The sequence below is a fragment of the Pseudomonas sp. DF11 genome (genome assembly GCF_058148565.1).
The window spans coordinates 697684-723337 of sequence record NZ_JBYVYN010000001.1 but is presented as its reverse complement, the minus strand read 5'-3'; the positions used below and the strand labels follow the sequence as shown (position 1 = coordinate 723337).

Genomic DNA, 25654 nt, shown 5'->3' with positions numbered 1-25654 from the left:
CCGCGAATCGTAACCTAAACTACCCCCTCGGGTTTCAAGTTTGATACAACCTTTCATGTTGGAATAATCCTGTGACCATGACGGAAAAGAATAGCGAGCTTGATCAGGCTACGTTGAGATTGACGGTCGGGGCCTGTGCTTCACTCTACGTCATAGTGGTGGCCTGTCTGGCCAGTGACTTCGATACCTACGTACCGATCCTCTGGTACATGACGTTTTTCTTCGGCGTCGCGGTCCCGCTGCGCATGGCGGTCAAGCACTGGCCCGGGCACTTCTTCCTGCGTCGGCTTTTTGCCATGACGCTGGATTATGCAAGCCTCGCCTTCGCCTTGATCGTGGGTGGAGAGGGCACGCTGCCGGTGTACGCGGCAGTGCTCTGGGTCACGTTGGGCAATGGCATGCGTTTCGGCTCGCGCTACCTGGCGCTGGCAACCGCTATCGCGCTGTCGACCTTGGGGGTGATTTTCCTGCTCACGCCGTTCTGGCGTGGCCAGCCCTACCTGTTCCTGACGTTGATCGTCACCACCATCGTGGTGCCTGCCTACGCGCATATCCTGCTGACCCGTACCCGCATCGCTTCGGAAGAGGCGATTGCCGCGAACCAGGAGAAATCCCGCTTCCTGGCCCAGGCCAGCCATGACTTGCGCCAGCCGATCCACTCGATCGGCTTGTTCACCGCCTGCCTGCGCGATGCCCGGCTGGGCCAGGAAGAGCTGCGACTGGTGGACAACATCGACCGTTCGCTGCATATCGTGTCGCAGCTGTTTCGTTCGATCCTGGACATCTACACCCTCGATAACGGGCAGCTTGAACCCCAGGCCGAACCCGTGCACCTGGGCGCGTTGCTCCAGGATGTGGTCAAGCAGAACACCGAAGCAGCACGCTGGGCTGGTGTCGAGTTGCGCCTGCGGCCTTGTCGGCATTGGGTCAACGTCAACGCTGGCCTGTTGGCGACCATGGTGCAGAACCTGGTCTCCAACACGCTCAAATATGCCCCCGGCCAACCGGTGTTGATCGGCGTGCGTCCGAAAGGCAGCGGCCTGGCCATCGTCATTTATGACAAGGGCCGAGGCATTGCCGCCGAACACCTGCCCGAAGTGTTCAAGGAGTTTTATCGGGTACGCCACGTCCGTGACAAGGATGTCGAGGGGCTGGGGCTGGGGTTGTCCATCGTCAAGCGAATCAGCCTCTTGATCAATCTGGACATCCAGCTGGACTCCCGGCTCGGCCAGGGCACGCGCGCCATGATCCAAGGACTGGAAAGGGTCGCGCCGAGGGCGGCGGTGGACCGGCCGGCGCCCACGCAAAGCCGTTTGCAAGGCTTGCGGGTGTGTCTGGTGGAGGATGACGCCAACGTGCTGATGGCGACGTCCGCGCTGTTGGAGAAATGGGGATGCGAAGTGGAAACCCACAGCGACGGGGTCGGTGTGACCAGTGACTGCGACATCATCATTGCCGACTTCGACCTGGGTACGAAGGTTTCGGGTTCCGAGTGTATTGCCGCGATTCGTGAACAACGGGGCTGGGAAGTCCCCGCCATGATCATGACCGGCCATGAAATCGAGAGAATTCGCCACGCGCTGCACCACATGAACATTTCGATCCTGGCCAAGCCCGTGCGCCCCCCGGAGTTGCGGGCGACCTTGCTCGAGCTGACCAAGACTTTCGCCAGCGTCAGGGCATGACCCCACCAAGCCATGCCAAGCACTCACCAGCCGGGTTTTCCACCATTCCATTTTATGAAACGGTGGATTGCAGTTTGTGCGTATTCCTGCGCGGTCGCTTTGGGCAGAAGATGACTCCAGCCAATTGCACACCTGTGCAGACGATGGCGGAGAATCCCTAACCGTAGCGCACTGGCGCAGGCGTTCATGCTGCGAAGCGCGAGGAGTAGCTGATGGACGAAGCCTTGCAAGCAAAAAACTCGCCCTGGCATGAAGGAGAGCTGGCGTTGCAGCGCTCCGTCGGAGCAGTCGACATGATGGCCAGTGTCGGTCAGCGGCAACTGGCGCGCACCTGGATGCCGGACCAGCATCGCGAGTTCTACGCCCAACTGCCTTTCGTAGTGCTGGGGGCAGTGGACCAGCAAGGCGACGTGTGGGCGACCTTGCGCGCAGGGCAACCGGGCTTCATGAACTCGCCCGATCCGCAGACTCTTCACATCAACCTCGAGCCAGAACCGAACGACCCGGCCCAGGAGGGCATGGGCGAAGGGGATGCCATCGGCATGCTGGGCATCGAATTGCACACCCGCCGCCGCAACCGCATGAACGGTGTCGTGCGTCGTCAGCTCGAGCCAGGGCTCGAAATTTCAGTGAGCCAGGCGTATGGCAACTGCCCTCGCTACATCAACCTGCGCCAATACCATTTTGTCGACGCACAGGCCGTCGCGCCGGTTCAATTGTCTGTGTCAGACCCGCAAGTCCGGCGCCTGGTGACGGCAGCCGATTCGTTCTATATCGCCACCTACGTGGTGCGCGATGGCGAGCGGCAGGTCGATGCTTCTCACCGGGGCGGCAAGCCGGGGTTTGTGCGCATGGATGAGGACGGCTCGCTGACCATCCCGGACTTCTCCGGCAACCTGTTCTTCAACACGTTGGGCAACATTCTGCTCAATCCACGGGCCGGGTTGGTGTTCGTCGATTTCCGGACGGGCGACCTGTTGCAAATGAGTGGCTCGGCGCAAGTCCTGTTGGATGACCCCGAGATCAGCGCGTTCCAGGGCGCCGAGCGGCTGTTGCGCTTCACGCCGCAACGCATCGTTTATCGCCCGGCGGCAATCGCACTGCGCTGGAAGGATCAGGACGAGGGCGAGTCGCCCAATTCAATGATGACCGGCAGCTGGGAGCAGGCCGCCGAGCGCTTGCAGGCCGAGGCGCTGCGTAGCCGCTGGCGCGCGTTGCGGGTTGCACGGGTGGTCGATGAAAGCCCCGGCATTCGCTCGTTCTACCTGCAGGCGAGCGATGGCCTGGGTTTGCCCCGGTTCGAAGCCGGGCAACATTTGCCGGTGCGGATCTTGCTGGAGGGACAGACCACGCCAGCGATCCGGACCTATAGCGTATCCAGTGCGCCGTCGGATGATTTCTTGCGTATCAGCGTCAAGCGCGATGGCTCGGTATCGTCCCACCTGCATGAGCGGGTGCAAGCGCTGCACGAGATCGAAGCGCGGGCGCCCCAGGGCCATTTCACCGTCCAGGCCACCGAGCGGCGTCCGTTGGTATTGCTGGCAGCGGGGGTGGGCATCACGCCGCTGTTGTCGATGTTGCGCGAGGTGGTTTACCAAGGGCTGCGCATCAGTCGCATGCGCCCGGTCTGGCTGGTGCAAAGCGCCCGTACGGTGGCCGACCTGGCTTTTCGCGACGAAATCGACGAGCTGGCCGCCCGCGCCGGCGACAAGCTGCAGGTTTTGCGCATGGTCAGCCAGCCGCCCACTGAGGCCGGCGGCGCCGATGGCTACGACCTGGCCGGCAGGATCGATGTGGAACTGCTCAAGAAGCTGCTGCCGCTCAACGACTACGACTTCTATCTGTGCGGGCCGGGCAGCTTTACCCAGGCGCTGTACGACGGGCTGCGCAAACTGCGCATTCCTGACGATCGCATTCACGCGGAAACCTTCGGTCCCTCCACGCTTGTACGGGATATCGAAGTCACTGTCCCGGCGCCACAGCAGGTGCCGGCCGCGAGTGAAGCGGTGAAGGTCTTGTTCGCCAGCTCCGGCAAGGAAGCGCGTTGGGAACCCGGCAGTGGGACGTTGCTCGAACTGGCCGAGGCGCGTGGCCTGAACCCGGAATTCAGTTGCCGGGGCGGCTCCTGTGGCACCTGCAAAACCCGCTTGAGCCGCGGCCAGGTGCATTACTTGAGCATGCCGGCCGAACCGGTTGGCGAAGGTGAAGTGCTGATCTGTTGCGCGGTGCCGGCCCAAGGGAGCGAGCCGTTGGTGCTTGAGGCCTAGTGGCCTGTGTGGCTAATTCGTGCACTCAACTTCGGCGCCACTCGAATTTGAGTACTCGAATTAACCGTACAGGCCACTAGTCTGGCGAGCCGACTGTTTCACCGGGTGAAATGCTGGATTGTAAAAGCTGGTTATTCCGCTCTGCGGCACGGGAGCAGAGGATAGCGCCATCGACGCGATCACCGCTTCGAGCCAAAAACAACACGGAGTACGTCATGTCTGAGAAAGCGATCAAACTTTATCGCCATCCGTTGTCGGGTCACGCCCATCGTGTCGAGCTGATGCTCTCGCTGCTGGGCCTGCCGACCGAGCTGATATTCGTGGACTTGATGAAAGGCGAGCACAAGACCCCGGAGTTCCTCGCCATCAACAGTTTTGGCCAGGTGCCGGTGATCGATGACAACGGCACCGTCCTGGCCGACTCGAACGCGATCCTGGTCTACCTCGCGACCAAGTACGGCAAGGGGCAATGGCTGCCCGCCGATCCGCTGGCCCAGGCCCGGGTGCAGCGCTGGCTTTCGGTGGCGGCGGGGCAGATCAACCAGGGGCCGGCCAACGCCCGCCTGATTACTGTGTTTGGCGCCGGTTATGACGCCGAGGACGCGATCAAGCGTTCCCACGCCCTGTTGCAAGTGATGGAGCGGGAGTTGGGACAAAGCCGGTTCCTGGCCGGTGAGCAAGCGACCATCGCCGACGTTGCCGCGTATACCTACGTGTCCCACGCGCCGGAGGGCAATGTCGCGTTGACCGAATACCCGAACGTCCGCGCCTGGCTGGGCAGCATCGAAGCCTTGCCGAATTTCGTCGGCATGCAGCGTACCGCCAAGGGCTTGCAGCAAGCCTGATTCAAGGCAAGGGGGCTTGCCGGGCGTCATCTTCCGGCAAGCCCCCTTGCGTTACCCGACAACGACATTCAATTCACCTACCCTCAATCAAGGCTGGATCGCCCATGGATCGCTTCCAGGAAATGCAGGTTTTCATGGCGGTTGCCGAGGAGGAGGGGTTCGCCGCCGCCGCCCGTCGACTGCGCATTTCGCCTCCGAGCGTGACGCGCGCCATTGCGGCGATGGAGGAGCGGATCGGCACCCAGCTGTTATCGCGCACCACCCGCAATGTGCACCTGACCGAAGCGGGGCAACGCTACCTGGAAGATTGTCGGCGGATCCTCAGTGAACTCGATGAAGCCGAGGAGGCCGCTGCCGGCAGCTACTCGATCCCCTGCGGGTATTTGACGGTCACCGCTCCGGTGCTGTTTGGCGAGTTGTACATCGCGCCCTTGCTGACGGATTACCTGGATCAGTTCCCATCGGTGCACCTCAACGCCTTGTTGGTCGATCGCGTGGTGAATATCGCCGACGAAGGCGTTGACGTGGCGATACGCATCGGCCATTTGCAGGAAAACAACCAGCACGCCATCAAGGTAGGAGAAGTGCGCCAGGTGATTTGTGGTGCCCCGGCTTACTTTCAGCGACACGGACGACCAACGCACCCAGGTGAGTTGAGCAAGGCCAATATCGTGATGTCTTCGGCCAGTCATCTGCTGAGCCACTGGCAGTTCATGGACGAGGCCAACTCGCTGAGCTTGCGCTTCGATCCGCGCCTGGTGGTGACTGCGAATCAGGCGGCGATCAATATCGCCTGCCAGGGCTGGGGCGTTACCCGAGTGTTGTCCTATCAGGTGGCCCGACAGGTCGCCGATGGTGAACTGGAAGTAGTGCTCAAGGCGTTCGAGCCGCCGGCGTTGCCGATTCACGTGGTGTATCAGAAGAGCAATCGAGTGCCGGCCAAGGTGCGCACGTTCGTGGACTTTCTGAGCGATCGATTGGGCGGCGACGTGACGCTCAAGCCTGTCGAAAGAGGCCTCGCCTGATGGCGCGTCACCACGAAATGCTGATGTTCCACGCACTGTCGCAATGCCCCAGCCTCGCCTCGGCAGCCCTGCGCCTCAACGTATCCGGACCGACCGTGATGCGCGCCGTAGCTCGGCTGGAGGCGCGACTGGGTGTGCAGTTACTGTCGCGAAGTACCCGCGGGGTGGTGCTGACAGAGGCCGGGGTCGGCTTCATGGCCGATTGTTCACGTATCCTCGAGGCCATCGATGAGGCCGAGGCATCTGCCAAGGGCTGGCATGTCCAGGCGCAGGGCAACCTGACGGTCCTGCTGCCCCTGCTGTTCAGCCGCTATGTCATGGCCCCGGTGTTGGCGGGCTATATGGACCAGTACCCTGAGATCAAGGTATTTGCCCACTACCACGATCGTTTTCCGAACATGCATGAGGAAGGGCTGGATGTGGCAGTGCTGGTGGGGCATCTCCCCAGTTGCTCATTGATCGCACGACCTGTCGGCAGCGTTCGCTCGCTTGTCTGTGCCAGCCCTGGCTATCTGGCGCTGCATGGTGAACCGGTTGTCCCGCAGGATCTGCACCATCATCGACTGATCGCCACGCAGGCCAACCAGGACTGGGTCCAGTGGCCCTTCCAGCACCAGGGCGAGGCCAACTGCCTCAAGGCACGCACACGACTCGACTGCGCCACACTACAGGCGGCCATCGACGCCGCGGCTCATGGTGCCGGGTTGACGCGCTGCTTGAGCTATCCGTTGTACGACTATCTGAGCAGCGGACGCTTGCGCAGGGTCCTGCAACCCTATGAACCGCCCTCTATACCGGTTCATGTGGTCTACCGGGAAAGACGCAAGGCGCCGATGCGTGTGCGCAGTTTCGTGGATTACATCGTCGAGCACCTGCGCGAGCACCCAGCCCTGCGCGCTGACGCTTCTTGAGTGTCAGTGGATCCCTCGGCGCACTCGTCCCGGGGCCTCACCGTAGATTTCCTTGAATTTCTTGCTGAACGCGGCCTGGGATTGGTAGCCAACCTGTACGGCGATATCGCTCAAGCCCAGGTGTGAATGGCTGAGCAGGCTGAAGGCCAACTCCATTCGCACTTGCGTCAACAGCACCCACGGCGAGACGCCGGCCACCTTGACGAACGCGCGCATGAAGCTGGCCCGGGACATGCTCGCGATGTCCGCCAGGCCTTGAATGGTCCACTCGTACGCAGGGTCCGCCAGCATCGCTTGCCAGGCCCGGCCCAGACGTTTATCGCCCAGCAGGGCCAGCGAGCCGCTGTCCTGCCCGTGGCTGGCCAGGTGCGCACGCAGAATCAGGGTGAACAGGGCCTGGGACAGGGCATCGAGCAAGAAGCGCGCGCCAGGCTTGTTTCCATCCGCTTCGCCGCGAAGGATCTCCACCAACGCCGGCAACGGCCCGTTGGCCGGTAATGCGCCGCTGGGAATCACTAGGTATTCGGGCAAGGCGCCGAACAGCAACGAAGCCCGGTTGAAGTGAAAACCACCGCAAAGCATATCCAGCTCCGCGCTGGCACCGCCAATGCGATGAATCGGCAAGGTGCCCCCGGTCACCACCCGAGGCGAGGTCGGCGTCACCGTTTTTCCCGGGCTGTGCATGACGTGTGGGGCGCCGCGCGGCAACAACAGGATGTCACCAGCGCGCATGGGCAAACGCTGCCCGTCGGCAAACTCGACGCGACATTCGCCGGCCAGCACGATGTGATAGGGCGCCGTGCCCAGGGCTTGTTGCTCGTGATCCAGGGCCCAGTCGCCCTGGAATTGACAGCGCAGGTCGAGGCTGCCGCGAACGTTGGCCAGGCTGATGAGTTTATCGATCGCATTCATTTGAGTGTTTCGCCAAAAAAACTGAGCGCATTGAGCAAACCCGAGTGACGCCAGGGTGGAAAACTGAGGGCGTCAAAACAGTACACCCAACCCACTCAGGAGTTAATGCCATGTTCAATAACTGGTCCGAATTGTTGCCCACCATCCAGAAAGCCTTTGGCGCACTGGGGCGCAGCAACCCGAAAATGGTCAAGGCCTATATGGCCCTAGGAGAAGCCGCCAGCGAAAACAATGTGCTCGATGCCAAGACCCGCGAGCTGATCTCGATCGCCATCGCCGTGACCACCCGCTGCGACGGCTGTATCGCCGCCCACACGGATGCGGCGATCAAGGCGGGGGCGAGCCGTGAGGAAGTCGCAGCGGCCCTGGCAACGGCGATCTCGTTGAACGCGGGTGCTGCCTACATCTACTCGCTGCGGTCGCTTGAAGCCTATGACACGCTGAAAAAGCCGGCGTGATTTGCACCCGATCCCCAGCCCTGGAGCCTGAACGGTACCAGGGCTTTTTTTGTGCTGTCCGCTGCGATTGTTTCAGGTGGCGCAATTGAGTCATGAGAATCCTGGGCATTCTCTAAAAATGGTTTGCCAGTGAAACTGATCCTGTCAGTGATTGACCGCCTCAGGTCGTCGCAGCGCTCTGCACACAGCAGGAGATTCCCATGAACGACGCTACTTGCACCGACAGCCTTTGGCCGGATACCTGCGTCACGATGTACCCAGAGCACGAAAGCGGATTCCTGTTGCCCCAATTGATGGGCGCCTTGGCAAGCGAGTCCGCCGGTCCCGTTTCCAATGGCCTGTGCCGGCGCCGCTCGAACGGCACCGTGCTGGCGAAGGCGGGCGCCTTTGTGATGCGGGTGCTGATTCATCGCGCGTCATGGCGGATGTAGATGCATCGTGTACGCCTATACAATGCCTGGAAATGCTCCAGGTGGTGGTCCCGATGTTGCTACGTCACTTGCGGTATCTGCTGGCGGTCGCTGACCACGGTGGCTTCACGCGCGCCGCCGAGGTGCTGCACGTCTCGCAGCCGACCCTGTCGCAACAGATTCGGCAACTGGAGGAAACCCTCGGTGTGAGTCTGTTCGACCGCACGTCTCGCACGGTCCGGCCGACGGATGCGGGCGCGGCCTATATCGAATGTGCCCGTCGGGTGCTGGTGGAACTGGCGGCCGGAAAGCGGGCGCTGCACGACGTCAAGGACCTCTCCCGCGGCACTTTGCGGCTGGCCATGACCCCGACGTTCATGGCCTACCTGGTCGGGCCGCTGGTGCGTGACTACAGCGCGCGATACCCGAATATCCATCTGCAGATCTTCGAGCTGTCGATGGTCGACATCGAGGCGGGGCTGGCCAATGACACCTTGGACATCGCCATCGCCTTCGATCAGGCCAGGCATGCCGATATCGAATCGATCCCGGCGTTCAGCGAAAACCTGGGGCTGATGGTGGGGCGCAATCACCCGTTATACGACTGCCAGGTCGCACTGACGGCTGAGCAGGTCGGGCAACTGGAATTTGCTTTGTTGACCCCCGGCTTTGCGACCCGTACGTGCATCGACGAATACTTCGCCCAGGCCCGGATCACGCCCAAAGTGAGCATCGAGGTCAACTCGGTCAACACACTGCTGGAAGTGATCAGGCATTCGGCCGTTGCCACCATTCTTCCGGAGCCCATCGCCACCCAGGAGCGCGCACTGCGCAAGCTGGCGTTGCTGGACGCGGCCCCTCGGCGTGGGGCCGCGCTGTTGCGGCGCAAGAACAACTATCACAGCGCGGCATCCATGGCCTTCATGGACATCATGCTGCAGTCGCCGTGCGGGCCGGCACGGCACACGCCTGAGGATTTGCAGCCAGGGGCCTGAAGCTGCGATTGTCGGCGTCCAGGGCATCGATGGATCCGGTCTCGATGTCGTAGACCCAGCCGTGCAGGTTCAGCAGGCCTTTCTCCTGGGCCAGCCGCACGCTCGGGTGGGTCTGGATGTTCGCCAATTGGGCGATAACGTTTTCACGCACCATCGAACTGACTTTCGCCGCATCATCGACGTGAGGTCGTGAGCCGTTGATGACCCTGGCCGACTCGGCGTGTTGCAGCCAACCGCTTACCGCTGGCAGATGATCCATGCAGGCGCATTTGGCGACGGCCGTCATCGCGCCGCAATCGGAATGACCACAGATTACGATGTCCTTCACGCCCAGTACCGCGACGGCATATTCCACCGTGGCTGAAACACCGCCCGGGTGTGGGCTGTAGGACGGCACGATATTACCGGCATTGCGGATCACGAACAGTTCGCCGGGTTCCTGCTGGGTCAGCAGCTCAGGCACCACGCGGCTGTCGGAGCAAGTGATGAACAAGGTGCCTGGGTGTTGTGTGGTGGCCAGGTGTTTGAACAGATCGGTCCGTTGTGGGAAGACCTCTTCCTGGAACTTCAGGAAACCTTCGATGAGCGCTTTCATGATGTTCGCCTTGTAATGAAATTGGAGATGAATAAAGCGACTGGCTGCGGGGAGCAGCCAGTAGCAAGATCGTTGAGTGGTTTGGCCGCAGCCTACAGGCCAATGACCGGTCAGAACGGACGCAGCGGCAGGAACTTGCCGTCCAGTGTGATCACCGCACGGGAGCCACCTTCCGGGTCCTCGACTTTCTTGATATCGAGCTTGAAGTTGATCGCGCTGATGATGCCGTCGCCGAACTGCTCATGGACCAACGCCTTGAGGGTGGTGCCGTAGATCTGGATCATTTCGTAGAAGCGATAGATCGTTGGATCGGTTGGCACACCGGCAAGGCTGCCGCGCAGGGGAATGATTTGCAGACGGGCTACCGAGTCAGCGGTCAGGTCAAGTTTCTCGCCAATCACCTTGGCCGCATGTTCCGGCAACGGATGCTGGCCGAGCAGGGCGGCGGTGACGTAGGCGAGGCTCAGGCCGGTTTCGTCGGCCAGGTCCTGCCAGGACAGGTTCTTGCGCGCCTTGGCATCCAGCACTTCGGTGGTCAGGGCCAGGCTGGTGTCGTTGTAGGCGTGGGACTGTTGCATGGCGTAGCTCCTATCGGTTTGGGGCGGGTTGATGTCGCTTGGGTGAAGCCATCATCTGCCGCTTGAGCTATAGCGTCCAAGACCGATATGCAATGCAATGTATTGGTGTTGCCTATGGATTGGGGCCGTCCCATGCTGGGAGAACTAACCCTTCATGCCGTTGTTCCTAATTGAATGCCAGGTAACGTGCGGATCGCTTCGATGGAAATGCCCGTTTGAAAACAAGGTCAGCAAAGCAGTGTTGAGTCTTGCCGCGAATGTGTGTGGACTGAAGCGGACACACCCTGCAAGCCAGGTTTCAGGAAGCGCCGAATAAGGTTTGCGTTACGTCTTGGCCGGCGAGTCGACCAGCCGGCAAGTCCCCAGGCAATAAAACACACCTCCGGCAACAATGAACAGGGCGAGCATGTAGAAGATGTAGTGGGGCGGCTGCGTTGCCAATACGACGCCACACAGCACCGGTCCGGAGGCTGCACCGAGGTTGCCAAGATTCTGCGCGGCGTAGTACATGCCGCGCAGGTGGTCGGGCGCGATGTTGTCGATGAACATGTATTCAGCGGGGAAGACGATGATCTCTCCGACCGTGAACACCGCCATGGCGAGCACCCAGAACACCAGGGTGTCGGCCAGGGCGAAGCCGGCCAGCCCGACGACGAACAGACTCAGCCCCGCCGCCAGCCACAGGTTCAGATGATGATGGGAAATCCTGCGACCAATGGGGTATTGCAGGCTGATCACCATCAGCGCGTTGGTTGTCACAATGGCACTGATGATGCTGTAGGTGAACTGGGCTGTTGTCGTGACCACCAGGTACTGTGAGAGATAGGCCGTGAACTGGCCGAAGACCACCGCGCTGAGCAGGCCGCCAAGGGTGAAGCACACCAAGCGGTAATCCCGCAGCAGGAGCTTGCCTACGGCCAGAAAAGGCACGGGTTTGTGACTCGTATCGACGACCGCCAGGTCTCTGTCGCCCCAGACGAAATAGACCAGGCAGAACCCGGCACCGAGCATGCCGGACAACAGGAATGGCAAGCTGATGTCCAGCTTGGCCACCCCCGCGCCAAGAAACGGCCCAACGGCGTAGCCGATGTTGGTCAGCGTGTATTTGATCGAGAACGCTTCGCTGCGATCGGCGACTGCAAGCAAGCTGCCAAACCCGGCCTTGACCGCGATATCGATGACGGCATAAGCCAGGTTGATCAGCACCAGGCAGCCGTAGAACGACCAGAGATCGCGGGCCAGGAACGTTCCGAGAAACGCCGCCGTGAACAGTCCGCTGAACCCCAGGATGAGCCGATGGCTGGACATATTGTCCACCAGGAAGCCGCCGTAGAGGCTCAACAGGGACCCGATGATCAATGTGCTGCCGATCACCAGGCCGATGTCGGCCACGTTCAATCCAAAGCTGTCCGACAGGTAAATGACCAGGTAGGGCAATGTGATTGCCCGGGCCAGCGTCAGGATGAGTGACGCTGAAAGCAGCAAATTGACTGACGTGGGATAGCGTTTAAGGGTAGCGAGCATCCTTGCCTCATACGACTGCGGGTGTTTATAGGGGATAGCGTCGTCTTGCGGACGAAAACGTAGCGGCCAAGCTTACTGAGGAATTCAGTTCTGATTTATGATGATTTTTCTTGTATTGAGTGAATTCAGTTCATGAATAAAGGATGGTCATGTTTTCCTCGGAGCGATTGAAGGGGATCGATGTATTTGTCTGTGTCGCCGAATCCGGCAGCTTCAAGGCCGCCGCCGAGCGGATGAGTCTTACCGGTTCTGCTGTCAGCAAAAGCGTTGCGCGCCTGGAGAGCCGGCTCGGGGTTCGCCTGTTCGACCGTACGACTCGGCAGGTTTCGCTGACCGATGCGGGGATCGCCTTCCTTCGCACCTGCACAGGCGTGCTTGCAGACCTGGAAGAGGCTGAATTGTCTCTGCACGCCGAAAACGCCGAGCCACGTGGCAGGGTTCGGCTCGACCTTCCCGGGGCCTTCGGCCGCTCCCAGGTGCTGCCTATCGTCTTGCGATGCTTGCAGGATTACCCGCAACTGGTGCCACACATTTCGTTCTCCGACGGCTTCATCGACCCTGTGCACGAAGGGCTGGATATCCTGATCCGTTTGGGCGGCGCGGATATTTGGCCAGAAACGTGGGGGCATCGTTACCTGGGTCGCGAATGGCATATTTTCTGCGCATCGCCGGCCTATCTGGCCGGGCATGGCACGCCCCTGGTCGATTTCGATCTGGAGCAGCATCAGTGCATCGCCTACGGTTGGCCGGACGGAAACGTCAGCCCTTGGAATTTTGCCGGGCGTCACCGGGGCGAAACGGTCAGGAAACAGGTAGCGCCAACGCTGGTGATGGGCGATGGCGAGGGCCTGGTGGTTGCGGTACTGGCCGGTTGCGGTATTGCGCAATTACCCTCGTGGTTGGTCCAGCGGCAACTGGACGAAGGGACATTGGTTCAAGTGCTGCCTCAGTTGGCAACTGATGGGATGGCGATCAATCTTGCCTGGCAGAAAAGCCGTGAGAAGCTTCCCAAGGTCGCTGCTTTATTGGAGGTGCTGACGGCCAGCCTGGCTCAGACGGTTGGGGGGGCAGGGGTAACGAACTCCGGCTATCAAGACTCACGCTCAGACGCTTGACGCCTGGCCTGCCGGGCTTCGGCACCGACGACCAGCCAGATGCCGATGGCGGATAGCGCCATGCCCGACGCCATCTGCCATGAAAGCGGTTCGTTGAACATGGCCCAGGCCCAGAGCATCGTAACGGGCGGGCTGAGGTACAGGACGCTGGCGACGCGGGTGGCCGTCGCGCGACGCAGGCACAGCCAATAGAGCCCATAACCGCCCATCGTCGAAAGACCCGCGGTCCACACTACGCTCAGTGCAAAGCCTGTGCTGGGCAGCGGGGCGAGGCTGCCATGGACGCCCTCGACCAAGGCGAAGACAAGGCCCGACACGCAACATTGCAACCACAGGTTGGACAGCAGGCCCAGTGATTGTTCGGCGGTCAGATTTTTCTGCCACAGGGTCGCGACGGCGAGCGAGAGCATGCCAAGCAACGGCAGGCCATAGGCCCACAACGGCGCGTTGCCCCACGCCAGCGCGCCCTGGGTCACCAGGATGACGCCGAGCAGGCCGATGAACAGGCCGACCCAGACCTGCCAGGCCAGTCGTTGTCTGAGCACGCCTGCGGCCAGCAGTGCCAGGCCCAGAGGCAACAGGTCGGCGACCAGCGCGGCCAGGCCCGCCGGTACACCGAGGGCAATGCCTTGGGTGATACCGGCCAGGTAGCCCGCCATAGCCAGCAAGCCGATGCCGGCATTTTTCAACAGCACCACACCTGAGGTTCGGCGTAGCTCCCTGGCGACGAAGGGGAACAGGACAAGCGTGACCACCACGCAACGCCAGAACACCACCAGCAATGCTGGCGCGTAATCGATGGAAAAGCGCGCGCCGATGAAGCCGGAGCTCCATGTCAGAAGCAAGCCTGCCTCGAGTAATGGCAATGGAATCAGCCAATACCAGGCGGGCCTGGGCAGGGACGTGCATGTCATCGATTTATTCGGGTTCATGACCACAGGCTACGAAACCCGGCTAATCTAATAAATAAAAATGTAGTGCATCAGTTATTCACGAAGATTGAATCATGACAGCCATACTCGATATCGACTTGATACGGACGTTTCACGCGGTGGCGCGGATCGGGAAATTCAGTGCGGCGGCAGAACAACTGCACAAAAGCCCGGCGGCGGTCAGCGTGCATATCCAGCGCTTGGAAGCGGTCGCTGGCGGGCGGTTGCTCAACCGGGACAATCAGTCGGTATCCCTCACCGCGTTGGGCAAGCGTTTGCTCGTCACGACCACGGAGTTGCTGAGCACCCATGACCGGGTGCTGGCCGACCTGCACGGAACCCGGTTGGCCGGACGCATTACCTTGGGCGTGCCGGATGAATACGCAGACCATGTCATCCGCGACATCCTCCCGACATTCGCCGCCGCATGGCCTAACGTGGTGCTGGAGCTCAAGACCGCGCCCAGCTATGCGCTACGTGACCTGGTGCAACGCGGCAAGCTCCAGGCAGCGGTCGTCGCGCAGCCGAAGGGTACGTTGAGCGCGGAGGCACAAGTGCTGGTTTCCACCACACCGGTCTGGGTCGGTCCGGTCCACACGACAGTGGCCTCGATGGAGCCACTGCCGCTGGCCGTGCATGCGGCGCAATGCCCTTATCGGCAAGCGATGATGGAGGCCCTCAGGCAAAGCGGCCGCAGGACCCGGGTCGTGCTGGAAAGCCCCTCCAACCAGGCCGTCAGGGCGTGCGTGGAAGCCGGGCTGGCGATCAGCCTGATAGACCGTGCGCGGGTGACGGATGCCATGCGGATCCTCGAAGACCTGCCGGCCATCGCGGAGCACGAGGTGGTGTTCATGCGAGCCCAGGCTTCACTGGGCGATGAAGCCGTGAGCCTGCTTGCCCGTGCCATGCAGCAATATTTCCGCCTGTAGGAACGTTGTGAGGGGCTGCACTGCAGCCCTCCACAATAAACGGATCAAGCCGACAACGGCGGCGTCCGAGGCGGGACCAGGCGTTTGGAGCCCGTCGCTTCAAAAGCCGAAGCCAGTTGCAACAGTCTCGAATCATCATAGGCACGGCCAGCAAACGTCAGCCCGACGGGCATGCCGATGTCCGCCATGACGCCCATCGGCACGGTGACCGTGGGCACGCCCAGATGGCGGATGGCGAGGTTGCCGTTGGCGACCCAGATCCCGTTGCTCCAGGCGATATCGGCAGACGCCGGGTTGACGTCCGCGTCCGCCGGCCCGACGTCGGCCACGGTCGGGAAGATCACCGCGTCCAGGCCCAGCCGCTGCATCCACTCTTCCAGATCGATTCGACGCGTCTCTTCAAGCCCACGCAGGCCGTCGGGCAGGGTAGGGATCTGGTCCCAGGGCGTAATGCCCCGTTGGGCCATCTTCACGTATTCATCCATGCCGGCGGCCAGATCGTCTTCCCGGTTGGGCAGGGTGCCGGGGTCGTGGGGGAAGATCTTCGGTCCGTCGACGTCGGCCAGGCGATTGAGCTTGGGATCACCGTTGGCCCGCAGGAAGTCATCGAATGCCCAGGCCGACAGGTCCCACAATTCGTGGTGCAGGAATTCCTTGGAAACCAGGCCGCGAGTAAACACCGTAGGGGCGCCGGGACGATCGCCCTCGCAGTTGGACACCAGGGGGAAATCCACCTCGACCACTTCGGCGCCGCAGGCCTCGAGGGCCTTGCGCGCTTGTTCCCAGAGGTCGATCACCGAAGGCCGGGTGACGATCCGCTGCCCCGTCGGGCCGCCGATGCCGGGAGTTGGGGCCGTGCCCGCTTCAGGATCGGCGTTGATGTACATCCGAGGCACGCCGAACCGAACGCCTGCCAACGCAGCCGGGCTGCTGGCAAGGCTCGGATACGAGGCAGGACGAACCGAGGCGACGCTCGGAATCGGTACCCAGGGTTGCAGGCGCCACAGGTCGCCACGGGTGTCCGGGTCATCGGCTACCACCACATCCAGCACTTCGAGCAGGTCGGCCATGGTCCTGGCGAAGGGCACGACGACGTCCATCGTCGGCGTCAGCGGCCAGTTGCCACGCACCGAGATCACGCCGCGCGACGGTGTATACGCACACAAGCCATTGTTCGACGCCGGACCGCGTCCGCTCGACCAGGTTTCTTCAGCCAGGCCGAAGGCCGCGAAACTGGCAGCGGTTGCCGTACCTGCGCCGTTGGAGGAGCCCGAGGCAAAGGGCGCGGTGAGGTAGTCGCCGTTGTACGGGCTCTCGGCCCGGCCATACACCCCGCGCTGCATGCCGCCGTTCGCCATGGGTGGCATGTTGGTCTTGCCCAGGCAGATGGCCCCGGCGGCGCGCAGCCGCTCGATGGTGAACGCATCGCGATAGGCGACCAGGTCCTTGAACGCCGGGCTACCGGACGCCGCGGTGAGCCCCTTGACCAAATAACTGTCCTTGGCCGTATAGGGAATGCCGTCAAGCGGACCCAGGGTCTGGCCGCTGGCGCGACGGGCATCGCTGGCCTGGGCCTCTTTCAATGCATCGGGGTTGCGAACCACCACCGCGTTGAGGGCCGTGGGCGTGTCGGGGCCGTCATAGGCATCGATCCTGGCGAGGTAGGCCTGGACAAGCGCCACCGCCGTCGTCTGGCCCGATTCCAGCGCAGCGCGCAATTGGGCAATGGAGGCTTCGGTGATTTCGATCATGTTGTTAGCGCCGCGGCAGAGGGATGGCGGGGTGGTCGGGTCCATTGAAGTTGCTCCTGACTCTTCAGGTCATCTCAAAGTGGATATTTATCGGTCTTTGCCACTGTACACCGGAATAGCGATAAGGGGCAGCTCAGATTTGGCAGGCTGTTTCTTGAGCGGGCGCAAATTTGCCACCTTCAGACTTCGTTAAGAAACGGCCCCGATACTTCCTCCCAATAGCCCGAGGGAGAACCTTGACCCATGTCCGATTTCGACTGGAACATCCATTTGCCGCTGGCCTTTGGCGACGCGGCTCCGCCGGCGCGCCATTTGCACCGGGCCCTGCCGGGACAACCTCGGCGAGCTGAATTCGAAGCGTTCATCCAGCAGCGCTTTCGCCAGGTCCATGGCGCCGATATTCGTCACTTCATGCCGGAGCTGTTCGGCCTCGACGATGTCCACGGCACGCTCTGCGCAGCGGCTGGCGTGCGCCGCGCCGCACAGGAGCCGCTGTTTCTCGAACATTACCTGGACGGTCCCATCGAGCCTTTGATCAGCGCCGCTGCCGAGCGTCCGGTGGACCGCGCCGGCATCGTCGAGGTGGGCAACCTGGCCGCCAGCGACACCGGTAGCGCCCGGCTGAGCATCATCGCGATCACTTATCTGTTGGCCATGGGCGGCCTGGAGTGGGTCGCGTTCACCGGCAACATCGGCCTGGTCAACAGCTTCCATCGCCTGGGGCTCAAGCCTGTGACCCTGTGCCCGGCCGACCCGCAGCGCCTCGGTGAGGACCGCCATCTCTGGGGCCGCTACTACGAGAGCCAACCGTGGGTTCATGTCGGCAACATTCGCGCCGGTTTCATTCATCTGCGCAATACCGGCCTGTTCAATCGCCTGGGACTGCCGACGGACCTTGGAGAAACCAGCCATGTCGCCTGAAATGGAACAGTTCAAGCGCACCCTGCGCGGTCACGCTGAACGCAGGGGCCATGTCGTGGCACTGTGGGGCGACGGCTCGCAGCTCGACTACGCAACGCTTTATTCCGAAGTGGTGTACCGCCAGCAACGCCTGCGCGACGAACACATCAGCGTTGTCGCCCTGGCCCTGGACAACGGTATCGAACTGATGCTCTGGGACCTTGCCGCACTGTTCGAAGGGCTGACCTGCGTCATCCTGCCTGGTTTTTTCAGCCAGGCTCAACGTCGACACTGCCTGGAACAAAGTCAGGCCGAGCGGGTGATTGCCGAGCCTGCGTTCGAAGCGGAGCTGCAAGCCGCCGGATACCAGCACGGCGGTGAATTCTGGCGGCGGCACTTCGATGGACCGAGCCGTCTGCCGGCGGGCACCGCCAAGCTGACGTTCACCTCCGGAACCACCGGCACCCCGAAAGGCGTCTGCCTGAGCGCCGACAGCCTGTTGCGGGTGGCCCGTGAACTGGAGCAGGCCAGCCAACCGGTCGAGGCCCGGCATCACTTGGCGTTGCTGCCCCTGGCGATTCTGCTGGAGAACCTTGGCTGCTACGCGGCGCTGTATGCCGGAGCCATGCTGAGCCTGCCCAGCCAGAAGACCCTTGGCATCCACGGCGCCAGTGGGGTCGATGCCACGCGCCTGCTGGGGTGCCTGGCCGAGCGTCGGGCGCACAGCCTGATCCTGGTTCCACAGCTGCTGTTGATGCTGGTCACGGCCGCCGAACAGAAGATGTTCAACCCGCACATCGTGCGATTCGCCGCCGTTGGCGGGGCGCGGGTGTCCCACGATCTGTTGCAACGGGCCCAGCGGGTTGGCCTGCCGGTGTTTGAAGGCTATGGGCTGTCGGAGTGCGCCTCGGTGGTCTGTCTCAATCGGCCCCAGGCTCATCGCGCTGGCAGTGTCGGCCAGCCGCTGCCCCATGTGGAGGTTCGCCTGGCCGATGACGGCGAAGTCATGATCAAGGGCTCGACCCTGCTGGGTTACCTGGGTGAGCCCCTGCACACCAGCGAGTGGTGGCCCAGCGGTGACCTGGGTGAATTCGACGAAGACGGTTTTCTTTACCTGCGCGGTCGCAAGAAGCACCAGTTCGTGACCAGTTTCGGTCGCAACGTGAACCCCGAATGGGTTGAAGCCGAACTCACCCAGGGCGGTGACATCGCCCAGGCCTTCGTTTATGGCGAAGCCTTGCCCCATAACCATGCGCTGCTCTGGCCCGTCCGCGCCGATTGCACTGATCAAACCCTGGAACTGGCCGTGGCCAAGGCCAACGACACGTTGCCCGATTACGCCCGGGTCCATCGCTGGACACGCCTGGATCAACCCTTCAGCGCTGCCAACGGCATGCTCACCGCCAATGGCCGGCCACGCCGGGACGCCATTGTCGAGCACTACCGGGCGCAGCTCACTTCATCTGTCTTGTCCGAGGAGTCCCCATCATGAGTTTTTTTGACACGTTGCAAGAAGCCACCCAGCAAGAGCGCCAGACCCTGTTCAATCTGCCGATCATCCGAGATGCCCTCGACGGCCAGGTCAGCCTGGCCAGTTACCGGGGGTTCCTGATCCAGGCGTACTACCATGTACGCCATACGGTGCCGTTGATGATGGCCTGCGGTGCGCGCCTGCCAACGCGCCTGGAATGGCTGCGCAAGGCCGTGTGCGAATACATTGACGAAGAGTACGGCCACGAGCAGTGGGTGCTGGATGACATCGCCGTGTGCGGTGGCGACAAGGATGCGGTGCGCAACGGTCAGCCATCGTTGCCTATCGAGCTGATGGTCAGTTACCTCTATGACTTGATCGCCCGAGGCAACCCGGTGGGCCTGTTCGGCATGGTCAATGTGCTCGAGGGCACCAGTATCGCCCTGGCGACCCATGCCGCCGACAGCATCCGCCAGCGCCTGGAATTGCCGCCCACGGCGTTCAGCTACCTCAGCTCCCATGGATCGCTCGACATCGAGCATATGCAGACCTATCGCGGCTTGATGAACCGATTGGACGATCCGGCGGACCAGGCTGCGGTGATCCATGCCTCCAAGGTGGTGTACCGGTTGTACACCGACATGTTCCGGGGCTTGCCTCGTGGCGGGGAGCATGAACATGCGCCTGTGTGATGCGCGTGTCGTGCTGACGGGGGCCAGCGGCGGAATCGGCCAGGCCATCGCCGCCGCCCTGTGCGCCAGTGGTGCGCGGGTGCTGGCTGTGGCCCGGCATCGTGAAGCCTTGCAGCCTTTGCTGGAGCGCTACCCGCAGCATTTGTTTTGGGTCGGTGCCGACCTGACCTTCCTGGCCGACCGACGCAAGGTGCTGGTCGCCGCCGAGGCCCAGGGTGGCATCAACCTGCTGATCAATGCCGCTGGCGTGAACCACTTCGCCATGCTCGAACAACTCGACGACAGTGAGATCAACGCCATGCTGGCGTTGAACATCAGCGCGCCGATCTGCCTGACCAAACTGTTTTTGCCGCTGCTCAAGCAGGCCGACAGCGCGATGGTCGTCAATGTCGGTTCGACCTATGGATCAATCGGCTACCCGGGCTATGCCAGCTACTGCGCGAGCAAGTTTGCCTTGCGCGGTTTTTCCGAAGCCTTGCGCCGAGAACTGGCCGACACCCGTGTCGGGGTGCTCTACGTGGCGCCCCGGGCCACCCGTACCGCGATGAACAGCCCGGCGGCCGATGCGCTCAACCAGGCGCTCAAGGCCAACGTCGACGACCCGCAAACCGTGGCGACCGCAGTGGTCCACGCCATCGTCGGTGACCGTCGCGAACTCTACCTGGGTTGGCCCGAACGTTTTTTCGTCGGCCTCAACAGCCTGCTGCCCAACCTGGTGGACCGAGGCCTGCGCAAGCAGTTGCCGCTGATCCGTCGCCTCAGTCACAAACCCGAAAACGAGCACCTCAAGCCATGAAAAAAATCCTCGCTTGCCTATTGATCGGCACCTTGAGCCAAAGCGTCTGGGCGTTGGAGGCTGCCGACCAGCAACGCCTGGGCGACATCCAGCAGAACTGGGCACACATTCAATACGAGTTGCCCGAGGGCCAACGGGCCGAGGCGTTCGAAAAACTCGCGACCCAGGCCGCGGCGTTCAAGCAGGAGCGTCAATCGCTGGCCGAAGCCTGGATCTGGTCCGGCATCGTCAACAGCAGTTGGGCCGGGGCCAAGGGCGGGCTCGGTGCGCTGGGCAAGGTCAAGGAAGCCAAGGGCGACCTGGAAAAAGCCCTGGCCCTGGACCCCAAGGCCTTGCAAGGGTCGGCCTACACCAGCCTAGGTGCACTCTACGATCGGGTGCCGGGTTGGCCCCTGGGTTTTGGCGATTCGGACAAGGCCGAGCAGTTGCTCAAGCAGGCCTTGCAACTCAACCCGAACGGCATCGACAGCCTGTACTTTTGGGGCGATCACCTCTACCGTCAAAAGCGTTACAGCGAAGCCAGGGCGGCGTTGCAAAAAGCCTTGCAGGCAGCGCCGCGGCCGGGTCGGGAAACGGCTGATGCTGGGCGCCGCAAGGAGATCGACGCTTTGCTGGTGGATGTGAACAAGCAACTGAACTGACAGGAGCGGGTGTGCGTTTATTACTGATCGAGGATGACGTGGCCTTGGGCGAAGGCATCCACCAGGCCCTGAGCCGTGAAGGCTATACCGTCGACTGGTTGCAGGACGGCAGCAGCGCCTTGCATTCGCTGCTCAGTGAAACCTTCGACCTGGCGGTACTCGACCTGGGTCTGCCACGGATGGACGGCCTGCAAGTGTTGCGGCGCTTGCGTGACAGTGGCTCCAACCTGCCGGTGCTGATTCTTACCGCCCGGGATGCCACCGAGGATCGGATTGCCGGGTTGGACGCCGGGGCCGACGATTATCTGGTCAAGCCCTTCGACCTGGCGGAACTCAAGGCCCGGCTAAGGGCCTTGTTGCGCCGTAGCGCCGGCCGCGCCCAGGCGTTGATCGAACATGCCGGCATCAGCCTGAACCCCGGCACCCAGCAAGTCAGCTACCAGGGCAAACCGGTGGCCCTGACGCCCAAGGAGTATCAGTTGCTCCATGAACTGCTCTCGCCGCCGGGCCGCGTCATGACCCGCGATCATCTGATGCAGTTGCTCTACGGTTGGAACGAGGAGGCCGAGAGCAATACGCTGGAAGTGCACATCCACCACCTGCGCAAGAAATTCTCCACCGACCTGATCCGTACCATTCGCGGTGTCGGTTACCTGGTGGAGGAGCATCGATGAGTTCGATCCGACGTCGCACCCTCACGTTGATCCTCGGCCTGCTGTTCCTTGGCCTGTTGATCATCACCGTGTTCAACCTGCATGACAGCAACCATGAAATCGCCGAGGTCTACGATGCCCAGTTGGCGCAGAATGCCCGGTTGTTGCAGGGCGTGATGCGCATGCCGATGGCGAGCAAGGAGCATGCCGAGCTGTATCAGGCGTTCAATTCGGCGTTGGGGCAGGCGGTGCCGAAAGTCGACGGCCATCCCTATGAGAGCAAGATCGCCTTTCAAGTCTGGAACTCACAAGGTTCGGTGCTGGTGCATACGTCCAGTGCGCCGTCTTTCACCTCGCCGCCGAGTGCGCCCGGTTTCAGTGAGATCGTGGACCAGAAGAACCGTAAGTGGCGGGCATTTGTCCTGGACGATGCGCAATATGGCTTGAAGATCTGGGTGGGTGAGCGCGACGACGTGCGCGCCGACCTGGTCGACCGGATTGTCCGTCACACCGTCGTGCCCAACCTGATCGGCAGCGTGCTGCTGGCCGCGGTGATCTGGCTGGCCATCGGTTGGGGGCTCAAGCCCCTGGTCGATATGGCGGCCAAGTTGCGCGCCAGGCATCCCGGCTCACTTGAACCCCTGCAAATGATGCCGCTTCCTACCGAGCTTGAGCCCATGCAGGCGGCACTCAACCGTGTATTGGCGCAGATCCAGGAGGTGATGGGCCGTGAGCGGCGTTTCATCGCCGATGCCGCCCACGAGATGCGCACGCCCTTGGCGGTGCTGCGGGTGCATGCGCAGAACCTGATGGAGGCGGGGAGCGAGCAAAGCCGTCGCGAGTCCCTGGAACACCTGATCGCCGGGGTCGATCGCACCACGCGCCTGGTCAATCAACTGCTCACCATGGCGCGGCTTGAACCGCAGACAGGCGTTCCGACGCCTGCGGTCATCGACCTGCCGGCCACGGTTCGTGCGAGCCTGGTTCAACTGACCCCCTGGTTGCTGAGCAAGGGACTCGAGCCGGTGCTGGATGTCAGCGATGATATCGGCCCGGTTCGCATCGACCCGGTGGCCATCGACATCGCCTTGAACAACCTGGTGACCAACGCGGCCAATTTTTCTCCGGCCAACGGCACGATTACCGTACGGCTGGCCAGGAAGGGCGACCACTACGAGCTGTCAGTCGAAGACCAGGGGCCGGGTATCGACGAGGCCGAGCGTGAGCGGCTTTTCGAACGGTTCTACAGCCGTGGCAACGACCAGGGGGCCGGGTTGGGGCTGACGATCGTACGCACTATCGCCGATCGCCTCGGTGGCCAGATTCGGCTGGAGAATCGGGCCGAAGGCGGGCTGTGCGCGACGTTGGAAATAGGGCGCTTTTAAACGATTTCCCGGTGCCATGACCGGTTGTCGCCCGGTTGGCCATTCAAGCAGGTGTATCGGCCGTAGATTGGTCGGCGAGAAAGGCGACTATCTCGCTGACGGTGCTGCGTGCAGTACGGGTAACGCCGATCAGAGTGGCGGAAGCCGACCCCGTCCACTCGCCGTAGCCGACCAGCCACAGCCTTGGCTCTTGTATCGAGTGGGTGCCCACGACCTCCACGCGGCCCTCGTTGTTGAGCACCCCAAGCGCATCAAGGTGCTGCAGGGCGGGCCTGAATCCGGTGCACCAGATCACCACGTCCACGACCGATTCGTGGCCGTCGGCCCAGATCACACCGTTGCGGGTAAAGCGTTCGAAAGGCCTGACGGACTGAAGCACGTTGCGTTCACGGGCTTCGATAACCGGCGGCACCATGACAATGTCGCCCAACCCTCCCACAGGCTGATCGATGACGCGACCTTCCTGCTGGGCCTTCCAGCGCTCGGTGGCACGCTCGAATAACACGCGCCCATCCACATCGTCGCCAAGGAACAGCGGCTCGACGGGCGTGACCCAAGTGGTCTCGGCGATTTTCGACACCTCGGCCAGAATCTGCGCCCCTGAATTACCGCCACCTACCACCAGGACTTTCTTGCCGGCGAAAGGGGACGCCTCGACATAGTCCGCCGAATGCAATTGCTGGCCGGCGAACAAGGCCGCATCAGGGTAGCGAGGGATGTAGGGGTTGCTCCAGGTGCCCGTTGCGCTGACCACGACCCGGGCGTCCCATTGCCTGTCCGATGCGTATACGCGCATGCCTGTTTCTGTGCGTTGCACACGGGTGACCTGTACCGGCCGCTCCACGGGAAATCGATAGCGCTGTTCGTACTGCTTGAGATAGTCGATCACATGGTCTCGCGACGGATAGCCATCCTGTGTGGGGGGCATCATCCAGCCAGGGATCGAACTCCAGGTAGCCGGGGAAAAGAGTCGCAGCGAGTTCCAGCCATGCCGCCAGGCGCCACCGGGTTCTTCCTGGGCATCGAGGATGACGAACGAGAGAGGCGTGCGCCGCAGGAAATAGGCCACCGCCAAGGCCGATTGGCCTCCACCGATGATGACAACGTCAAATGTATCGGGCTGTTCGCGGGGCATGACGCTGAGTCCTTTGGTTAAGGCTGAAAGAGAGTCCGTTGCAGAACTCAAAGGGTTCCAATGTCAGCTTTCATGGCAATTTCCCGATCAATGGACGCGCCGGGTTTCCAGCACGCCGAACAACAACATGCCCGCCAACATAGCCAGCATGAACACAAAGGCTTGCCAGTGTCCGGTCAGCAGGATGGCCACGGCGGGGCCAGGACAGATGCCGGCAATGCCCCAGCCGATGCCGAACACCAGGCTGCCACCGATCAGGCGCCGGTCCAGTTCTCGCTTGACCGGCAGCTGCATGGGGCTGCCCAGCAGCGCGTGCGTCTGTTGGCGCGCCCAGGCCAGCGGGACGATAGCGGTGCCAATCGCCCCGATCATCACCAACGCCAGGGACGGATCCCAGGTGCCGGCCAAGTCCAGGAAACCCAACACTTTCTTCGGGTTGGTCATGCCTGCCAGGAGCAGCCCCAAGCCGAAGAGCAGGCCGGCGATGAATGCAGTCAGTTTGCGCATGTTCACCCCCCCATCACATGACGCAGGACAAATACCGTGACGAAACCGCTGAGCATGAAACACGCCGTGGCAACCATCGAACGCGGCGAGAGGCGCGATATACCGCACACACCATGGCCACTGGTGCAACCCGAACCGTAACGAGTGCCGATACCCACCAACAGGCCGGCGACAGTGAGGCCGAGCCAGCCATTCTGGAACTCGAGCGGCGGCAGCGTCGCAAACACGCCCCATAACAGCGGCGCGACGAGCAGCCCCAGGAGAAACAGGGCTTTCTCGCCCAGCCCTTCGCTGCCACGCTGCAAAAGGCTGCCGATCAGCCCGCTGACGCCGGCGATCCTGCCATTGGCGACCACGAACAGGCTGGCCGCCAGGCCGATCAACATCCCGCCGGCAAGGGCTGACCAAGGCGTAAAGTTGAGCCAGTCAAGATTCATCAGCGTTCTCCAGCACACAAGTTCTGATATTCCAGTACGCGCTTCAACCCAGGACTCTTACCAGCAGGGCGGCCCTCTGCCAGCGTAGACAAAGGGCGAAGCCTC

At 62.1% G+C, this 25654-nt stretch carries 26 protein-coding genes; 17 read left to right on the top strand and 9 right to left on the bottom strand.

Annotated features, from left to right (window positions below; translation table 11 throughout):
- The first annotated feature begins 77 nt into the window (after positions 1–77).
- The 5 genes from AC30D9_RS03040 (at position 78) to AC30D9_RS03020 (ending at position 6733) form a co-directional block, all read left to right on the top strand.
- Positions 78–1685, top strand: a complete 1608-nt coding sequence (locus tag AC30D9_RS03040; protein ID WP_307572001.1) for an ATP-binding response regulator — start codon at positions 78–80, stop codon at positions 1683–1685.
- Between the two features lie 212 nt (positions 1686–1897).
- Positions 1898–3952, top strand: coding sequence for a 2Fe-2S iron-sulfur cluster-binding protein (locus tag AC30D9_RS03035; protein WP_490143392.1), 2055 nt, complete (start codon positions 1898–1900; stop codon positions 3950–3952).
- A gap of 215 nt (positions 3953–4167) precedes the next feature.
- Positions 4168–4797 carry a glutathione S-transferase family protein gene (locus tag AC30D9_RS03030; protein ID WP_490143391.1) on the top strand — a complete coding sequence of 210 codons (630 nt, stop codon included), beginning with the start codon at positions 4168–4170 and terminating at the stop codon, positions 4795–4797.
- A gap of 104 nt (positions 4798–4901) precedes the next feature.
- Positions 4902–5822 (top strand): LysR family transcriptional regulator, encoded by a 921-nt coding sequence (locus AC30D9_RS03025; protein ID WP_490143390.1) that lies wholly within the window; start codon positions 4902–4904, stop codon positions 5820–5822.
- A complete protein-coding gene (locus AC30D9_RS03020; protein ID WP_490143389.1) occupies positions 5822–6733 on the top strand; it encodes a LysR family transcriptional regulator in 912 nt (303 codons plus the stop codon). The genes AC30D9_RS03025 and AC30D9_RS03020 overlap by 1 nt, the downstream gene beginning before the upstream one ends.
- A 3-nt stretch (positions 6734–6736) precedes the next feature.
- Here AC30D9_RS03020 and AC30D9_RS03015 read toward each other — a convergent pair whose 3' ends face one another.
- Positions 6737–7645, bottom strand: coding sequence for an AraC family transcriptional regulator (locus tag AC30D9_RS03015; protein WP_490143388.1), 909 nt, complete (start codon positions 7643–7645; stop codon positions 6737–6739).
- Between the two features lie 110 nt (positions 7646–7755).
- Between AC30D9_RS03015 and AC30D9_RS03010 the strand changes: the two genes are divergently transcribed.
- From AC30D9_RS03010 to cynR, 3 genes are all read left to right on the top strand, one after another.
- Positions 7756–8103 carry a carboxymuconolactone decarboxylase family protein gene (locus AC30D9_RS03010; protein ID WP_060741839.1) on the top strand — a complete coding sequence of 116 codons (348 nt, stop codon included), beginning with the start codon at positions 7756–7758 and terminating at the stop codon, positions 8101–8103.
- 200 nt (positions 8104–8303) lie between these two features.
- The gene (locus AC30D9_RS03005) at positions 8304–8534 is read left to right on the top strand and encodes a hypothetical protein (RefSeq protein WP_490143387.1); all 231 of its coding nucleotides are present in this window, start codon (positions 8304–8306) and stop codon (positions 8532–8534) included.
- Between the two features lie 53 nt (positions 8535–8587).
- Entirely contained in the window at positions 8588–9508 is a 921-nt protein-coding gene (cynR, locus tag AC30D9_RS03000) for a transcriptional regulator CynR (RefSeq protein ID WP_490143386.1), read from the top strand.
- Here cynR and AC30D9_RS02995 read toward each other — a convergent pair.
- From AC30D9_RS02995 to AC30D9_RS02985, 3 genes are all read right to left on the bottom strand, one after another.
- Entirely contained in the window at positions 9444–10103 is a 660-nt protein-coding gene (locus AC30D9_RS02995) for a carbonic anhydrase (protein WP_490143385.1), read from the bottom strand. The genes cynR and AC30D9_RS02995 overlap by 65 nt on opposite strands.
- Positions 10104–10213: 110 nt before the next feature.
- Positions 10214–10681 carry a cyanase gene (gene cynS, locus AC30D9_RS02990; RefSeq protein ID WP_490143384.1) on the bottom strand — a complete coding sequence of 156 codons (468 nt, stop codon included), beginning with the start codon at positions 10679–10681 and terminating at the stop codon, positions 10214–10216.
- Between the two features lie 324 nt (positions 10682–11005).
- The gene (locus AC30D9_RS02985; protein WP_307572011.1) at positions 11006–12205 is read right to left on the bottom strand and encodes an MFS transporter; all 1200 of its coding nucleotides are present in this window, start codon (positions 12203–12205) and stop codon (positions 11006–11008) included.
- 149 nt (positions 12206–12354) lie between these two features.
- Here AC30D9_RS02985 and AC30D9_RS02980 point away from each other — a divergent pair, with 149 nt between their 5' ends.
- Complete coding sequence (locus tag AC30D9_RS02980) at positions 12355–13320, top strand: LysR family transcriptional regulator (protein ID WP_490143725.1); 966 nt, start codon at positions 12355–12357, stop codon at positions 13318–13320.
- Here AC30D9_RS02980 and AC30D9_RS02975 read toward each other — a convergent pair.
- The gene (locus AC30D9_RS02975; RefSeq protein ID WP_490143383.1) at positions 13296–14252 is read right to left on the bottom strand and encodes a DMT family transporter; all 957 of its coding nucleotides are present in this window, start codon (positions 14250–14252) and stop codon (positions 13296–13298) included. The two genes, AC30D9_RS02980 and AC30D9_RS02975, sit on opposite strands and share 25 nt — an antisense overlap.
- Positions 14253–14326: 74 nt before the next feature.
- Here AC30D9_RS02975 and AC30D9_RS02970 point away from each other — a divergent pair, with 74 nt between their 5' ends.
- A complete protein-coding gene (locus AC30D9_RS02970) occupies positions 14327–15181 on the top strand; it encodes a LysR family transcriptional regulator (protein ID WP_490143382.1) in 855 nt (284 codons plus the stop codon).
- 44 nt (positions 15182–15225) lie between these two features.
- On the opposite strand, the gene AC30D9_RS02965 is transcribed toward AC30D9_RS02970, so the two are convergent.
- Positions 15226–16932, bottom strand: a complete 1707-nt coding sequence (locus AC30D9_RS02965) for an amidase (RefSeq protein ID WP_490143724.1) — start codon at positions 16930–16932, stop codon at positions 15226–15228.
- Between the two features lie 243 nt (positions 16933–17175).
- Between AC30D9_RS02965 and AC30D9_RS02960 the strand changes: the two genes are divergently transcribed.
- From AC30D9_RS02960 to AC30D9_RS02930, 7 genes are read left to right on the top strand one after another with little or no spacing between them, the layout of a single operon-like run.
- Positions 17176–17853 (top strand): thermostable hemolysin, encoded by a 678-nt coding sequence (locus AC30D9_RS02960; RefSeq protein WP_307572014.1) that lies wholly within the window; start codon positions 17176–17178, stop codon positions 17851–17853.
- Entirely contained in the window at positions 17843–19324 is a 1482-nt protein-coding gene (locus tag AC30D9_RS02955; RefSeq protein WP_307572015.1) for an AMP-binding protein, read from the top strand. The genes AC30D9_RS02960 and AC30D9_RS02955 overlap by 11 nt, the downstream gene beginning before the upstream one ends.
- Positions 19321–19995, top strand: coding sequence for an iron-containing redox enzyme family protein (locus tag AC30D9_RS02950; protein ID WP_134924617.1), 675 nt, complete (start codon positions 19321–19323; stop codon positions 19993–19995). The genes AC30D9_RS02955 and AC30D9_RS02950 overlap by 4 nt, the downstream gene beginning before the upstream one ends.
- Positions 19982–20791, top strand: a complete 810-nt coding sequence (locus tag AC30D9_RS02945; RefSeq protein WP_232201024.1) for an SDR family oxidoreductase — start codon at positions 19982–19984, stop codon at positions 20789–20791. The genes AC30D9_RS02950 and AC30D9_RS02945 overlap by 14 nt, the downstream gene beginning before the upstream one ends.
- Complete coding sequence (locus tag AC30D9_RS02940; RefSeq protein ID WP_232200962.1) at positions 20788–21432, top strand: tetratricopeptide repeat protein; 645 nt, start codon at positions 20788–20790, stop codon at positions 21430–21432. Before AC30D9_RS02945 ends, AC30D9_RS02940 begins: the two co-directional genes overlap by 4 nt.
- Before the next feature lie 11 nt (positions 21433–21443).
- Complete coding sequence (locus AC30D9_RS02935; RefSeq protein ID WP_109753070.1) at positions 21444–22106, top strand: response regulator; 663 nt, start codon at positions 21444–21446, stop codon at positions 22104–22106.
- Positions 22103–23470: a sensor histidine kinase gene (locus AC30D9_RS02930; protein ID WP_307572016.1), complete on the top strand. Its 1368-nt coding sequence runs from the start codon at positions 22103–22105 to the stop codon at positions 23468–23470. Before AC30D9_RS02935 ends, AC30D9_RS02930 begins: the two co-directional genes overlap by 4 nt.
- Positions 23471–23513: 43 nt before the next feature.
- Here AC30D9_RS02930 and AC30D9_RS02925 read toward each other — a convergent pair whose 3' ends face one another.
- The 3 genes from AC30D9_RS02925 to AC30D9_RS02915 form a co-directional block, all read right to left on the bottom strand.
- Positions 23514–24605: an ArsO family NAD(P)H-dependent flavin-containing monooxygenase gene (locus AC30D9_RS02925; RefSeq protein ID WP_490143381.1), complete on the bottom strand. Its 1092-nt coding sequence runs from the start codon at positions 24603–24605 to the stop codon at positions 23514–23516.
- 87 nt (positions 24606–24692) lie between these two features.
- Complete coding sequence (locus AC30D9_RS02920; protein WP_134924614.1) at positions 24693–25112, bottom strand: DUF6691 family protein; 420 nt, start codon at positions 25110–25112, stop codon at positions 24693–24695.
- 2 nt (positions 25113–25114) lie between these two features.
- On the bottom strand, positions 25115–25549 hold the full coding sequence (locus AC30D9_RS02915; protein WP_490143380.1) for a YeeE/YedE family protein: 435 nt from the start codon (positions 25547–25549) through the stop codon (positions 25115–25117).
- Positions 25550–25654 lie beyond the last annotated feature (105 nt).